This is a genomic window from Rhodococcus sp. G6(2025) (assembly GCF_058628105.1).
The window spans coordinates 584,566-597,957 of record NZ_CP179751.1; the positions used below are offsets into that span (position 1 = coordinate 584,566).

15 protein-coding genes are annotated in these 13,392 nt (G+C 60.9%); 13 read left to right on the top strand and 2 right to left on the bottom strand.

Annotated elements, in window-relative coordinates:
* Positions 1 to 15: 15 nt before the first annotated feature.
* Positions 16 to 975 (top strand): NADP-dependent oxidoreductase, encoded by a 960-nt coding sequence (locus ACLIVD_RS39705; protein ID WP_491933524.1) that lies wholly within the window; start codon positions 16 to 18, stop codon positions 973 to 975.
* A gap of 205 nt (positions 976 to 1,180) precedes the next feature.
* On the top strand, positions 1,181 to 1,618 hold the full coding sequence (locus ACLIVD_RS39710) for a nitroreductase/quinone reductase family protein (RefSeq protein WP_491933398.1): 438 nt from the start codon (positions 1,181 to 1,183) through the stop codon (positions 1,616 to 1,618).
* 319 nt (positions 1,619 to 1,937) lie between these two features.
* Here the strand turns inward: ACLIVD_RS39710 and ACLIVD_RS39715 are convergent, their stop codons facing one another.
* A complete protein-coding gene (locus ACLIVD_RS39715) occupies positions 1,938 to 3,104 on the bottom strand; it encodes an epoxide hydrolase family protein (RefSeq protein ID WP_491933399.1) in 1,167 nt (388 codons plus the stop codon).
* 492 nt (positions 3,105 to 3,596) lie between these two features.
* Positions 3,597 to 4,115: a MaoC family dehydratase gene (locus ACLIVD_RS39720; protein ID WP_491933400.1), complete on the bottom strand. Its 519-nt coding sequence runs from the start codon at positions 4,113 to 4,115 to the stop codon at positions 3,597 to 3,599.
* 57 nt (positions 4,116 to 4,172) lie between these two features.
* Here ACLIVD_RS39720 and ACLIVD_RS39725 point away from each other — a divergent pair, with 57 nt between their 5' ends.
* The 11 genes from ACLIVD_RS39725 to ACLIVD_RS39775 all read left to right on the top strand — a co-directional run bounded on the left by ACLIVD_RS39725 (position 4,173) and on the right by ACLIVD_RS39775 (position 13,386).
* Positions 4,173 to 4,916, top strand: a complete 744-nt coding sequence (locus ACLIVD_RS39725; RefSeq protein ID WP_491933401.1) for an SDR family oxidoreductase — start codon at positions 4,173 to 4,175, stop codon at positions 4,914 to 4,916.
* A 20-nt stretch (positions 4,917 to 4,936) separates the two neighbouring features.
* Positions 4,937 to 5,755: an enoyl-CoA hydratase-related protein gene (locus ACLIVD_RS39730; RefSeq protein ID WP_491933402.1), complete on the top strand. Its 819-nt coding sequence runs from the start codon at positions 4,937 to 4,939 to the stop codon at positions 5,753 to 5,755.
* Entirely contained in the window at positions 5,752 to 6,105 is a 354-nt protein-coding gene (locus ACLIVD_RS39735; RefSeq protein ID WP_491933403.1) for a hypothetical protein, read from the top strand. Before ACLIVD_RS39730 ends, ACLIVD_RS39735 begins: the two co-directional genes overlap by 4 nt.
* On the top strand, positions 6,102 to 7,283 hold the full coding sequence (locus ACLIVD_RS39740) for a thiolase family protein (RefSeq protein ID WP_491933404.1): 1,182 nt from the start codon (positions 6,102 to 6,104) through the stop codon (positions 7,281 to 7,283). Before ACLIVD_RS39735 ends, ACLIVD_RS39740 begins: the two co-directional genes overlap by 4 nt.
* 49 nt (positions 7,284 to 7,332) lie before the next feature.
* Entirely contained in the window at positions 7,333 to 7,827 is a 495-nt protein-coding gene (locus ACLIVD_RS39745) for a Zn-ribbon domain-containing OB-fold protein (protein WP_491933405.1), read from the top strand.
* Entirely contained in the window at positions 7,827 to 8,285 is a 459-nt protein-coding gene (locus ACLIVD_RS39750; protein WP_491933525.1) for an FAS1-like dehydratase domain-containing protein, read from the top strand. Before ACLIVD_RS39745 ends, ACLIVD_RS39750 begins: the two co-directional genes overlap by 1 nt.
* Before the next feature lie 3 nt (positions 8,286 to 8,288).
* Positions 8,289 to 8,678 (top strand): MaoC/PaaZ C-terminal domain-containing protein, encoded by a 390-nt coding sequence (locus ACLIVD_RS39755; RefSeq protein WP_491933406.1) that lies wholly within the window; start codon positions 8,289 to 8,291, stop codon positions 8,676 to 8,678.
* Between the two features lie 454 nt (positions 8,679 to 9,132).
* Complete coding sequence (locus tag ACLIVD_RS39760; protein WP_491933407.1) at positions 9,133 to 9,885, top strand: FadR/GntR family transcriptional regulator; 753 nt, start codon at positions 9,133 to 9,135, stop codon at positions 9,883 to 9,885.
* A gap of 97 nt (positions 9,886 to 9,982) precedes the next feature.
* Positions 9,983 to 10,303, top strand: a complete 321-nt coding sequence (locus ACLIVD_RS39765; protein ID WP_491933408.1) for a DUF4286 family protein — start codon at positions 9,983 to 9,985, stop codon at positions 10,301 to 10,303.
* A gap of 748 nt (positions 10,304 to 11,051) precedes the next feature.
* Positions 11,052 to 12,257: an acyl-CoA dehydrogenase family protein gene (locus ACLIVD_RS39770; RefSeq protein WP_491933409.1), complete on the top strand. Its 1,206-nt coding sequence runs from the start codon at positions 11,052 to 11,054 to the stop codon at positions 12,255 to 12,257.
* A 4-nt stretch (positions 12,258 to 12,261) separates the two neighbouring features.
* Positions 12,262 to 13,386 (top strand): acyl-CoA dehydrogenase family protein, encoded by a 1,125-nt coding sequence (locus ACLIVD_RS39775; RefSeq protein ID WP_491933410.1) that lies wholly within the window; start codon positions 12,262 to 12,264, stop codon positions 13,384 to 13,386.
* The last annotated feature ends 6 nt before the right edge of the window (positions 13,387 to 13,392 follow it).

Genomic DNA, 13,392 nt, shown 5'->3' on the forward strand with positions numbered 1-13,392 from the left:
GGGTAATGGTTGTTGATGAAGGTTGTTGCCGTTCCAACTTATGGCGGTCCCGAAGCGCTGCAGCTCTTGGATGTCCCTACACCCGAGGCCGGCCATGGGCAGGTGCGCGTGCGGGTCAGTGCTGCGACGGTCAATCCCGCTGATGTGTTGTTCCGTGTGGGAGATGTCGATCACCTGATGCAAGAAGGCGTTCCCAAGCCCTATCGGCCAGGGATGGAGATTGCGGGCGTGATCGATCAAATCGGTGAGGGCGCCAGCACGGACCTTGTCGTCGGCGACCGGGTCATTGCGATGGTCATTCCCATCGAATCATCTGGCGGTGCATACGCCGAGTACATCGTCCTCGATGACACGCAAGTCGTCCGAGCGCCAGCCGGCGCAACCCATGAAGAGGCCGCAACGCTCCCGATGAACGGGTTGACAGCCCGCGCGGCACTTGAGGACATCGCCGTCCCGGCGAACGCGACCATTTTGGTTACGGGGGCGGTTGGTGCCGTCGGTGGTTACGTTGTTCAGCTCGCCAAGCATGCCGGACTCACCGTCGTGGCTGATGCGGCTCATGCCGACGTGGAACTGGCGCGCGGCCTCGGGGTCGATGTTGTCGTCGATCGTGGACCGGACTTGGGGAAGCGGGTCCGGGAGTTATACCCCGACGGCGTCGCCGCAGTGGTGGATGCAGCCCTCTTGCAAGAGGAAATCGCGCCTGCAGTAGCTCCGGGCGGAGTCATCGCGAAACTGCGCTCACTGGGTGAGCGCGGCACACGGCCTATCGAGGGATTTGACGTGGAGATCAAACAAGTCGCGTGCATGCGGTATCGCGATGATCGTGACGTTCTCGAGGAATTGGTCACGCTCGTCGAGCAAGGCGCACTGACGCTAAGAGTGGCGGGGACCGTGGACGCAAAGAAGGCACCCGACGCTCACCGTGCGCTGGAAGCCGGTGGCCTCCGCGGACGCATGGTCCTCAAGTTCTGAACTGTGTCTAGTGCCGTTACACGGCAGACTACTGGGTGCTGAAGGTTCAAAACTTGACATTTTGATCTGCCCATATGATCACGTCAAGATCGACTGGCGGCGCACTCGGCGAAGATCTATGGACGGCCTTGGCCCCTAGCTTTCCGATTCCATCGAAGCTGACGGCTTTGACGGTGATACCGACAGAACGAGTAGGATCTAGATGATGAGTAGTCCGCAGGACTGGAACGAATGGAACGCCAACATCATCGCCGAATTTCGGGCGAACGAGGGCAGAGTTGGTGGCCCGTTCGCGAATACCTCGGTGGTCATAGTTCACCATCGTGGCCGTAAAACAGGGCGCGATTTGGTGAGCCCGATGGTGTATCTACCTGATGACCAGGATCCGGACACGATCTACGTTTTCGCCTCAAAGAACGGCGTCCCTACCAATCCCGATTGGTACTACAACCTCGTCACCTCAGGCGAGGCGGAGATCGAACGTGGTACCGAGCGGTACCCGGTGACCGTCGTCGAGGTGACAGGTGAGGAGCGCGATCGGATCTACGCCGAGCAGGCACGTCGGTATCCCAATTTCGGTGAGTATGCGGAGAAGGCTGCGGGCTTCCGGACGATCCCTGTGCTGGCGCTACGCCGCGCGTGAGATCCATCAGGGGCAGGTCACAGCATAGTCGAGAACTGGAGACCCTTGCATTGGCCGTGCCGACAAGACGGTCGCGGCGGGATGAGCGCCGGTGAATTCGTTGCCAGTGACATGGGAGGGTGCCGCCCAGACGGCAGAGGTTTGAACTCTCTTTCCAGCATCGATCTCGCGTGAACAACGTCGATCTTCCATTGATCTCGCGGTGCCAGCGTCAGGGCTGCGGGCGAACTAGCCTGCGGCCGCGTCGAGTAACAGCCGATCTCTGATACCTATCAGTCGCTCAGCAAGATCGGGTTTGCCCCTGCCATAACAGTCGAAGCTAACGCAGACCTCGAAAGGTCGCTCTAATGTCTTCGATCACGGCGTCGCGGTTCTCCCACGGACTGCCAGATTCATGGGCGTTGATGTATATGGGGTTATACCACTCTTTAACATCAGGGCCATCGAGGAAGGTGTGGACCCGATCCTCGGTGGAGACGCCAGGCGGATTCTCGTAGCCGAGAAAAGTTACACCCAAGGGTGTCTCGACGATAGGTTTGCGGCCGTGTGAGGGGACCCAGGGGTGCTGGTTGGAATTTGCATGGGTCCGAATGGAGTTAGTGATCGCGTCATTCATCCACCCGATGGTTGCATCTGTAAGCAAGTGTTCGCGCAAAGGTGAGCATTGCATGTCGCCGGCCGACTCATTCACTGTGGTCCAGCGTTCCAGCATCCAAGCCAGCATTCTGACCGGCGAGTCGGCCAGACCATATGAGTGGTTCGGGGCGTCAAGTAGGCCGTCCTGTACCTGGTCGGGTACATAGTCAGGGACCATGAAGTCGGCGTTGCGGTCCCTGGGCCGTTCGCCCTGAAACAAGTCGAGGCGGATGGCACGCGTGAGCCAGATGCCGTACACCTCGGCGGCGTACCTGTGGCCGAGCTGGCTGACTACCACTGCGCCGTTGTCGGAGCCGCCGGCCGCGTACTCTTCGAACCCGAAGTGCTCGGTCATCAGCTTGTGCCATAGCTCTGCCATGTTCCAGAAGTTCATGTCCGGTTTGGTGATTGGGGCAGAGAAGCCGAATCCCGCGAGCGACGGGACGATCACGTCGAACGCGTCGGCGGGGTCACCACCATAGGAGGCCGGATCTGCTAACTGCTTGATAATCGTGGTCCACTCGCGGAAGCTCGACGGGGAGCCGTAGGAGAGAAGCAGCGGAATCGGCGCAGGGCCCTGTCCCGGTTCCTTGATGAAGTGGATCGGGACGCTGTCGATGATCACGCGGTAATGGTCGAACTCATTGAGCGCGGCCTCTGCACCGCGCCAGTTGAATTCGTTGATCCAGTAGTCCACCAGTTCCCTCATATAACCGGCGCTGGTGTCTTTGTCGATGTCATCCTTGTTCATATCCGCCGGCCAGCGGGTGGCGATGAGCTCTGCCTTCAGGTCGTCGAGCTTTTGCTGAGGTACCGAGATCAAGAACTTGTCGGCTGGTGCGTCTGTCATGGTGCTGTCTTCCTGGTGCTGAACTCACGTTGGGGTTAGAGGGGGAGGTGTCTTCGAGGGGGATCGGTCTGCTTCACTGTGGCGTTGTGCTAGTCGCCGCAAAAGCTTTCCCGCGACCTCGGAGTTCTCACTACGGTCTGCGCCAGGTACCGGACGCTGAAGTGAGACCACAAGGTGCTGACGATATTTCGTGGCGATGTGTACCTTGGCGCTAGGGCCGCCGAATCAGGCGGCGCCGGTGGCGGACGAGACCGGTTGGTTTTAAGAATCCGACCTCGCCGGCCCAACGCCCAACCGTAATCTGCCATCTTCCAGAACCGACGCGTTACGAAGGAGTGGCATCGGCATCAGCTAGAGCAGTTGGGCTGCTCTCGGCCACGTTCTTCAGGATCACCCGAACAATGTCCTGCGTGATCGCTGTCATCGCCAAAGATTTGCCGCAGCCTTGCGGTATTCGGCAACTACCAGGGCTCGACTGTCAATCGAGGTGCGTCATGGTCTGGAGGTGGAGATCGGTTCCTTGGGTTCAGGGAATGGAAAGCGCGCTCCTGCGGAGCGTTTGTGGACCAAGACTGTTCGGTCAAACGTCACACAGATGTCGCCGTGCTGGTTCAGGCCGCGGGTCAAGACAGAGACGACCCCCGCCTGCGGCCGGCTCTTGGACTCGCGTGCGGCGGTCACAAGGCTCTCCGCGTAGAGCGTGTCACCGACGAACAGCGGGTGGGGTAGGGCGATATTCGTCCAGCCGAGGTTCGCCACGGCGTGCTGCGAGACGTCGGAGACGCTGATTCCGAGGACCATGGCCACTGAGAGCCCGGAGTTCACGAGCTGCTTCCCGAACTCAGTGTTGGCGGCGTAGTCGTCGTTGAAGTGGAGCTGGTGGGTGTTCATCGTCAGCAGCGTGAACCACGCGTTGTCAGTCTCGGTGATGGTGCGCCCAAGCGGATGTTGATAGTGGTCTCCGACTGCGAAGTCCTCGAAGTAGCGGCCCAGGCCGTTCTTTGGTTGCATCCGTCGTCCTCCTAATGGTAGTAAGAATTACGAGAATAACACTACATGGAGGTCGGGATGTCTCGCACCGCTGGTCTACTTGAGGGCGTCAATGCTGTTGTGACAGGAGGGGCAAGCGGAATCGGCGCGGCGATCGTTCGGCAGATGACGCTTGCCGGTGCCACGGTGGTCGCATGGGATGTGCGACCACCCGATGCCGGTACCTTTGACGACCTTGACACCAAGGTCGCCTACGTGGAGTGCAATGTCGCGAATCATGCGAGCGTGGAAGCCGCGCTGAGGGAGACCGAGTCTTTGGTCGGAAACATCGACTCATTGGTCAACAACGCCGGTGTCACGCGCGACCATCTGGTGAAGGATTTGACGGTGGAGGAGTGGGACACGGTCCTCGACGTGAACCTCAAAGGCGCGTTCCTCACGACGAAGGTCGTGACGCCGGGCATGGTGGCGCGCCGATCCGGAACCATCGTGAACATTTCCTCCCTCGGTGGAAAGGTCGGCACGATCGGTCAGGCGAACTATTGTGCTTCGAAGGCGGGCCTTGTCGGCCTGACCAAGGCCACTGCGAAGGAGTTCGCCCGCTACTCGATTCGGATCAACGCCATCCAGCCCGGGCTCATCGACACCCCGATGACCAAAGCTCTGCGCGCCGACATCTACGAGAAGAAACTCGCAGAAGTTCCACTCAAGAGGGCAGGTACGCCCGACGAGATCGGGACGGGTTGCGTATTTCTGGCGAGTGAAATGAGTAGTTACATAACGGGAATCGTCATCGAAATCGGCGGCGGTCGCTATATCTGACCCACAGAAAAGAGAGAACCATGGCTGAAACCCCGGCCCTCACCGTCAGTGAGCCGGACCAGGACGGTATCGTCCTGGTCACGATCAACCGCCCAGAGAAGCTGAACGCTCTCCGCGAAGTCGAACACGACCGGCTGTCGACGATCTGGGCGGAATTCGACGCGCGGGATGACGTACGCGTCGTCGTGGTCACCGGCGAAGGCAAGGCATTCAGCGCTGGTGGAGACCTCGCATTCGTCCAAGGTCTCACCACCGATGACCACACCCGTGCGAATGCATGGTGGGCGGCTCGTGGAATCGTCCGTGGCCTTCTCGACTGCCGTAAGCCCGTCGTTTCTGCACTTGAGGGCGTGTCGGTCGGCGCAGGTAACGCGGTCGCACTCATCGCGGACATATGCATCGCCGCCGAAGACGCGAAGATCATCGATGGGCATCTCGCGTTCGGTGCCTCGCCGGGCGACCACGCAGCATTCCTGTGGCCGTTAGCCATGGGCATCCAGCGTGCACGAGGCAAACTGCTCCTCGGAGAGGCGTTGAGAGGGTCCGAGGCAGCCGAGCTCGGGTTGGTCTACGAGGCCGTTCCCGCTGGCACGACCTTGGACCGCGCAATGGAGCTGGCTCGCAAGATCGCGCACTTCGACCCATTCGCAGTTCAGGCGACGAAGGTCTCGGCCAACGGGATCCTGCGCCAGCACTGGCAGACGTTCGAAGCGAGCCTGGCCCTGGAGTTCATGTGCTTCGTGAACCAGTCCACACGCGACGCGCTCGACGAGGCCACCACCCCGCGTCGGAGCAACAACGGCATTGTTAAGTCCACGAATGAGGAGGCATCAGCATGAGCACCCCCGAAAGGCTCCGCGAGCAAATTACCGCTCTGGCGGCCGGTGCCGGCACCCACCGCGTCTCCGGTTGGACTGGTGCAATTGCCATCGCCGTGGGCGGTGACCACTGGCTTACCTGCGTCGTTGAACCTTCTGCCGTGCAACTGACTGAGGAGTCGATCGAGGCGCCGACCACTCTGAAGGCCGCGTCTTTTGATGCACTTCGCCGGTGGCTGATCGACGGAGTCGACTACACCCACCTCGTTGCATCAGGTGAGTTCACGATCGATGGAGTCTACTTCGACGTACTCCTGCTGTCGAAGGTCTTCGGCCTTCGGCCCGACCGAAAGCTGAGCGAAATTCGATGAGAAATGTCTACATTGCCGGCGCGGGGCGCCTGCCGTTCAAAAGCAAGTATCCGCTGAACTACCAAGAGCTCGCGCTCGACGCCGCCAGACTGGCTCTCGCAGACGCGGAGACCGACAAATCCGCTGTCGATTCTGTGGTGTACTCGATCTACAATGACCTGCTGCTGCGGCAAGGCACCCCAGACGTGATGCTCCACGAGTATCTCGGATTCAACGGTAAGCCTGCCCAACGCGTGACACAGGGAGCTGCGACTGGTGGCTACGCATTCAAGGCAGCCTACGCAGACGTCGCCTCCGGGTTGTCCGATGCCTGCTTGTTGATCGCCGTCCAGAAGGCTCTCGACGTCACTGAGCTCACTGCCGGTCAGCGAGGCGACGCGGCCCTCACCGCGGAGAATTGGACACTCGATGCGACCTGGGACATGCCGTTCGCGCAGCAGCCGTGGGCACTTATTCTCAACCGCTACATTGCGCGTTACGGGGAACCCACACCGGAGGACCTCGCTGCGATCGCGGTGAAGAACCGTGGCAACGCAGTACTCAACGAATTTGCGCAGCTGCGCACACCGGTCACACTCGACGAGGTGCTGAACTCGCGGTTGGTCGGCGCCCCGACCACTATGTACGAGTCGTGCCTTTACAGCGAGACCGCCGCTGCGGTCCTGCTGATTTCCGACGACGCACCCGTATCCTTGCCGCGACGGCTCAAGGTCGCAGGGGTCGGCACCTGTCACGCCGACGGCGTTGCCTGGTCCGACCCAGCCTCGGATCCGGGAATCCCATCCGTAGGTGGCTCCGTTGCACGCGCATACGACATGGCAGGAATCACCGACCCAGCGACGCAGGTCGACCTCTTCGAAGTGCACGACCTGACAACTGGCGTCGAGCTGATCACCTATGAGGAGCTTGGCCTAGCTCCGCGAGGTGGCGCGACCAAGCTCCTTCGCAGCGGGCAGACGCAGAGAGGGGGAGCAACACCCATCAACGTCTCCGGCGGCAGGATCGCAGCAGGCCACATCGCCGGTGCCTCCGCAGTTTTCAGCATCTCCGAAGTAACCGATCAACTCCTCGGCCGAGCCGGAGCTCACCAGGTTCCGACGCCGAAGGGAGTAGGTGTCGTGTCGTCGACAGGCGGTGCTGGCCTGAGCCTGGGCGCGGCCGCCGTGCTGACCCGATGAGCACCAGTCGCCCGCGGCCAGTCAAGCAGCGCAGCAGGAAGGTACCCCGATGACCACGCAACCGAAGAATCGATCATCGTTCGAGATCGACGACGAGCTCAAAGTCCTATACAAGTATGGCTACGGTGGCATCACGCCGTTCTTCGCCAGCCTCGCTGAGGGTAACGCAAGCTTCCAGATCAGCGCCTGTGAGGCTTGTGGGCTGAAATTCTGCCCTCCTCGAATTCACTGCCAGGAGTGCTGGCGTGACACTGCCTGGGTTCAGCACACGGGCGAGGGGGTGATTGAGTCGCTGGTCTGGGCCTACTGGATCCCCATCGACTCCCCTGCGCGCGGATTCACCGACCTGCCGTACGCGTACGCTGCCATCCGGCTCGACGGCTGCCGCAACTTGCTCCGCACCCGTGTGACTGGGCTTGCTCAGGGGGTCCCGCTTACGGAAGCGACCGGAATCCGAGGGCGTCTGAGAACAATCGACAACCCGTCAGGCCGCCTGGGTGATTCGTACTTCGAGGTCGACCAGGCGCCGGAGTCGGCCCAGTGATGGAATCGGCGGGCCTTTTTCATGTCGAGGCGGGTCAGATCGCGGCGATGGAGCGCAGCTTCGGTTCCGAGTCGGCGTACAGTCAACAAGCTCTTGCGCCGTTGACCTTCACGCAAGCCAGCGCCCACGAGGACGAGCAGTCCCCGCTTCGCCCGCACCCTGGCCAACCATGGAAGGGCTCGGGTATTTCCGCGACGGGCGTGGAGCGCGACGCTGGCAATGACGAGGGATGGTTGCACGCAGAGCAGCACTTCGAGTACCGCCGACACCCCAGAGCGGGTGAATGTCTACGCTGGAAGCGGCGTCTCGGAAAGGCGTGGTCCAAGAACGGGTCGAGCGGAGTGCTGAACTTCCGTGAGGAGATTACCGACTTCGTCGACGACTCGGGCCACGTTGTCATCACCTCACGGATTGTGCGCGTGCAGCGGGTTCGCTCAACGGACGAGAATGGGAGCTGAGGGATGCTTCCGTCCGTGCTCGGGCCCGGTCACCGCACGCGAGTTCAAATTGTGGACTGCCTCACGCGCACCCAGATTGTGCAGTACGCAGGTGCCTCGGGCGACTTCAACCCCATTCACACCGATGAGGTCTTCGCGACCCAGGTCGCCGGACTGCCGTCGGTGATGGCACACGGGATGCTCACCATGGGTGTTATAGCGCGCGCCCTCACTGACGTTGTCGCACAGGATTACATCAGTGCCTTTGGTGGTCGATTCAAGTCCTCGGTTTGGCCCGGCGACACCATTACAGTGGAGCTGGCTCGCGGTGGTGCCGATCAGGAAAGGGTGGACATTGTCGCCACCAACCAGTCCGGTATCGAAGTCTTCACGGGTTACGCCCGACTTGGGTAATCCCTGTTAAGCGGACGACCCGCCGTAATAAGCGAAACCATAAAGACAAGAGCATCTCTCGTGGAGAACTAAGCAACGACACATCGATGTTGCCACCGGAACTAGATTACGAGTATCAGTACAAAATGGACTGCCACCAGACAGGGAGCAATTGCCCTTAAGCGCTGTAACTCAGCTGAGTGATCGAGATGCCGGGCACCTCGCGGATCCCCCGCAGCGAGATGTGCCGCACCGAGAATCCTCTGGTGTGGACCGTCGGGGCAGATTCAAATCTGGAATCAGTCGCGTCGCGAGTCTTGCAGTATCTGGCCCAATCCTTATGATAAACACAAGCAATGATATCTTCGACGCCTGTGACGCTATCGAGGATAGTGCACGTTGCTGCTCGGCGTTCGTGGCGTTGTCGTCGGGTAGGCAGCACAGTTCTCGGTTCTACCAAGGGGTGAAGAGAAGAATGACCGCTGACGTTCAGAACAGCACACGAGTTCCGAAGGCGTCGGACGTGCTTGCGAACCTGTTGAAGGTACGGATTCTCAGCGAAGGACTCGCGCCCGGCGATCGACTCCCCCCCGAGGCGGACCTGATCGAACAGTACCGGTTCAGTCGCGGCACCGTCCGGGAAGCGCTGCGCATGCTGGAGACGGACGGCATCGTCGCTATACGGCGCGGACCACGTGGGGGCATCGAGGTCGCCCAGCCGGATGTCTCGCGCGTGACGCGCTCGTTGGCAGTGCTCCTCGCCTTCGATGGAACGCCGGTCTCAGACCTTGTCGAGTTCCGGCTCATAGTCGAGCCGGGCGCCGCCGCGATGGCTGCACGTCAGGCGACCCCCGAACAGCGTGAAGAACTGCTGGCAGTGACCAAGGTTCATCACGACGACGTGCCTCACTCCGTGGAATTTCACCGCCTTCTGGGGCTTGCTACCAACAACTACTTCACGAGCACAATGCTCACCACCATGAACCAGGTCTTGGAATGGCAGACCAACACTACCGAGCTGTCGGCCCATCAACAGTCCGACACCTCGGCAGCGCACCGGTCGATTGCGGAAGCCATCAACCGAGGCGACGAAGCGAAGGCTTCTCGAATAATGCGTGCTCACATTGTCGAGTTCAAGGAGCTCTTGGCCCGGCAGGGGCGCCTCGACCAGCCTGTTGTGCCTCGACCCACGGGTAATTCTCAGCAGCAAGGCGCCGCCCTGTACTGATGGCCGGCACTTCTGATGGCACCGCAAGAATGCACTAACGACGATGAACAAACCCAGGCCGACACTGGGTCAGCCTGCATTGCCAAAGGAGCGCAGTATGGCCGACGGTCTCTTTCTAGCCTTTACGCATCCCAGCCGTCCTGAGTTAGAGGACGAGATGAACGATTGGTACACGACCCGCCACCTTCCCGAGATTCTGCGGTTGGACGGGGTCACCAGTGCCAGTCGATTCAGGTCGCTCGACCCTGATCCGGACTTCCGCTACCTAGCCGCCTACACGCTGCAAGGTGAGGATCTGCACGAGATCGTGCGCAACATCTATGCCGACGGACCGAACCGCACTCCGACGGAGACGACCAGGCGTCGTCCGCCGACTGCGTTCGCCTTGTACGAGTTCCTGGAAACTCAGCGCGGGTAATGACCGAAGTTACTTAGCGTTGCCTGGCAGGCGCCGCCTTGATGGGAGTGTCTTCGCCCATGCATTGTGACCGACATCGGCGGGCCGCGAGGCTAAGAGTGCGAGCGGTCGATGAGTTCGCGCAGACTGCAGCGCTTTGGCATTGCCAGACAGGCACGAATGCATCCTGCCGTCTGAGTGTCCCGTAGCGAGCGCCCCGGGATCGGCGCACTATGTCTTCACCGCGACGGTTGCGGCTCGCAACCGCCAGCCGATGTTGGCTGTGGGTTCCGGCGCGATGCTCTAGGACGACGGTTGGCCGCTAACCGGGGAGGTGCGCGGTATTTCGCGGCTTTCACATTGGAAAAGTGGATTGCAACTCCGGGTGTAGGCCGCCAAGCAGTGGAGGTGCCTGTCGCTGGAGGTGGAGACCGCTGTATCTTCACGACGCCCCTGACAACGGTCAGAAGAAATACGATCGACTGCACTGCAAGGCAATCGGGCGGTGGGGTTCGACCCCAAACTTCGATATTGATCCGGACGACGGCACCCTCAGCGCCGTAAGGGTCGGCTATTCCGACGGCAGATCCTAATCATGGCGATGGCGATGGCGATGGCGATGGCGATGGCGATGGCGATGGGGCGGACGGCTGGCTGACAACAGCGACCAGATCACACATCCTCTGTCCACGAATGTGTTTCGGGCAAATGAGGTGATCCCTGAGTGATATCCAGGGGTGGACAATAAGTCGTGGGGCGGACTATCCTGATGAGCATTATGATCCTAACACCAAACCCGAGCCTCCCGAGTGGGGTCGAGGTGAATCATCACGAGTTCCGGATGGCAGTCCGGTCCTGGATCGACGGGAACCTGCCCGCGTCCTGGCGCCATAGCTCGTTCGGCCCAAGCGACGAGATGCATCTGCGGCAACGCACTGACTTCGGTCGGCTGCTTGGGGAGGCCGGCTGGTTATCCATCTGCTGGCCACGCTCGGTCGGAGGGCGTGAGATGGACTCTTCGCGCAGGATCATCCTGTTGGAGGAGCTCATCGCGGCCGGAGCGCCGGAACCCATGAACACGAACGTTCTCGGAATCTTCGCGCCTACCTTGATCAAATTCGGCACCGTCGAGCAGTGTCAGCGATTCCTCCCGGCAATGGTCAGACATGAGTCGATTTGGTGTCAGGGGTTCTCCGAACCCGGAGCGGGATCGGACTTGGCCGGGATCGCCACGAAGGGCGCGATCGTGGGGGATGAGCTCGTCGTGACGGGCCAGAAGGTGTGGACTTCCTACGCGCACATGGCCGAATACTGCTACGCGCTTGTCCGCACATCCGGTGAAGGGAGTCGGCATTCCGGTCTCTCACTGGTTGTCCTGCCGATGGACCAAGAAGGTGTTCAGGTCCGCCCACTGCGCAACATCGCAGGAACGGAAGAGTTCTGCGAGGTCTTTCTCCAGGACGTTCGCGTTCCGCTCGAGAATGTCGTCGGTAATCTTGGCGACGGCTGGCGACTTGCAATGTATGCGCTCGCGCAGGAGCGCTCGGTCGGTCTGGCCCAACGTTCTTTGAAGCTCGAAGGCGAGTTTCGGCGGTTGGCGCAGATGGCCACGCAGGAGCGGTCCAATGGTAACCCGCGTGCAAGCGATGCGCTGTTCTCACGTGGTGTGGTCGACGCCTTCGTGCGATCGAAGGTTGTCTCGGCAACGGTACGCAGGGCAATTGAGCTCGATGCCGTCGGCGTCGACGTCGGTGCGTTGTCGTCGATAGCGAAGGTCTTCTGGAGCGAAAGTCACCAAGCCCAGATGGGCCTGGCCGCAGAACTTCTTGGGCCCGAGTTCGTTACGGGTGACGGTGCCGGAGCGGATTGGTACAGGGCTGCGATGTACACCCGCGCAGAAACCATCTACGGCGGCACGTCACAGATTCAGCGCAACGTGCTCGCTCGCTCACTGGGCCTACCGAAGGGAAGTTGAGTCGATGAGTTACGTTACGACTGATTCTGCGTTGGTCGAGGGCATCGTTACTCTGCTGAGTAGGCATAGTTCGGGACCCGGACAGGTCGGGGATGCATCGGCGCTGTTGAAGGAGGCCGCGGTGAGTGGCTGGCTCGACATCATGGAAGTCGGTATTTCGACCTCCTCCGACGTGAGTCTCGAGGAGGCCTTGCTCGTCTGCGAGATGTTCGGTCGCCAGGTGGCGCCGTTCTCTCTCGTCGTCGCCGCGGGCTTTCTCAAACCTCTGATGGCTGCGGTGGGGCCCGGACAGTTTGCTAGCCGGGTCGAGTCGTGGCTCGAGGACGGCGCTGTAGTGGCGATCCCTAGGCCAAAATTGGTTCTCGACCCGGAGGTTCCGCAGCAGGCGCGCTTCGTACTTAGTGGTGACCTCCGTGTCGAGTACGTCGACGGACTGGGACGTCTCTACGGGAGTGTCGACCGGCTCACGGACGGTGTTGCCCGGGCAGTGGTGGTCGCCGTGGGGGAGTTGTTGGTGGCAGTGCCCACAGATGCGCACGGGGTCACCCTCACGCCGATTCCGACGGTGGTCCCCGGTTTCGATGCCGGGCGGGTGACCTTTGACGGTGTTGCACTCGACGAGACTTTCATCGTCGAGTCGAATGCTGCTGCAGCAGTGAGTAATGCGGCGATGACGTGGAGTCTCGCCCTGGACGCGTTCGCGGTAGGTACATGCCGCGAGTTGGTGGCGACGGCCGTTCCGTTCCTGTTGGCGAGAGAGCAGTTCGGCAAGCCGATCGGGGCATTCCAGGCCGTCCAACATCTTGCCGCAGATATGCAGATCGCTGCCGAGACCAGCCACAGCTGTCTACTGGCGGTTGCTCGATGTGTGGTCGAGTCCCCGGAGAGCTCGCTCGATGCCGTTGCGGCATCGCGGCTGCATTGCGGTGCCGCCGCTGTCGCGACGAGTCAGGCCGCTATTCAGCTACGCGGAGGTATTGGCTTTACCTGGGAAATGGGGATCCACTTCTGGTATCGCGCGTCACAGTTCGCGCAGAGCTACCTAACAGAGGAGGCCGAGCTTCGGGCGTTTCTCGCCTATCGTCTCGGGAACTTGAGTGTTGACGCAGGGAAGGCCTCCGTCGAATGATGAATT

What these genes read in the sequence shown, in the direction of transcription:
- ACLIVD_RS39705 (WP_491933524.1), top strand. Translation starts at nt 16, where the DNA reads ATGAAGGTTGTTGCCGTTCCAACTTATGGCGGTCCCGAAGCGCTGCAG.
- ACLIVD_RS39710 (WP_491933398.1), top strand. Translation starts at nt 1,181, where the DNA reads ATGAGTAGTCCGCAGGACTGGAACGAATGGAACGCCAACATCATCGCC.
- ACLIVD_RS39715 (WP_491933399.1), bottom strand. Translation starts at nt 3,104, where the DNA reads ATGACAGACGCACCAGCCGACAAGTTCTTGATCTCGGTACCTCAGCAA.
- ACLIVD_RS39720 (WP_491933400.1), bottom strand. Translation starts at nt 4,115, where the DNA reads ATGCAACCAAAGAACGGCCTGGGCCGCTACTTCGAGGACTTCGCAGTC.
- ACLIVD_RS39725 (WP_491933401.1), top strand. Translation starts at nt 4,173, where the DNA reads ATGTCTCGCACCGCTGGTCTACTTGAGGGCGTCAATGCTGTTGTGACA.
- ACLIVD_RS39730 (WP_491933402.1), top strand. Translation starts at nt 4,937, where the DNA reads ATGGCTGAAACCCCGGCCCTCACCGTCAGTGAGCCGGACCAGGACGGT.
- ACLIVD_RS39735 (WP_491933403.1), top strand. Translation starts at nt 5,752, where the DNA reads ATGAGCACCCCCGAAAGGCTCCGCGAGCAAATTACCGCTCTGGCGGCC.
- ACLIVD_RS39740 (WP_491933404.1), top strand. Translation starts at nt 6,102, where the DNA reads ATGAGAAATGTCTACATTGCCGGCGCGGGGCGCCTGCCGTTCAAAAGC.
- ACLIVD_RS39745 (WP_491933405.1), top strand. Translation starts at nt 7,333, where the DNA reads ATGACCACGCAACCGAAGAATCGATCATCGTTCGAGATCGACGACGAG.
- ACLIVD_RS39750 (WP_491933525.1), top strand. Translation starts at nt 7,827, where the DNA reads ATGGAATCGGCGGGCCTTTTTCATGTCGAGGCGGGTCAGATCGCGGCG.
- ACLIVD_RS39755 (WP_491933406.1), top strand. Translation starts at nt 8,289, where the DNA reads ATGCTTCCGTCCGTGCTCGGGCCCGGTCACCGCACGCGAGTTCAAATT.
- ACLIVD_RS39760 (WP_491933407.1), top strand. Translation starts at nt 9,133, where the DNA reads ATGACCGCTGACGTTCAGAACAGCACACGAGTTCCGAAGGCGTCGGAC.
- ACLIVD_RS39765 (WP_491933408.1), top strand. Translation starts at nt 9,983, where the DNA reads ATGGCCGACGGTCTCTTTCTAGCCTTTACGCATCCCAGCCGTCCTGAG.
- ACLIVD_RS39770 (WP_491933409.1), top strand. Translation starts at nt 11,052, where the DNA reads ATGAGCATTATGATCCTAACACCAAACCCGAGCCTCCCGAGTGGGGTC.
- ACLIVD_RS39775 (WP_491933410.1), top strand. Translation starts at nt 12,262, where the DNA reads ATGAGTTACGTTACGACTGATTCTGCGTTGGTCGAGGGCATCGTTACT.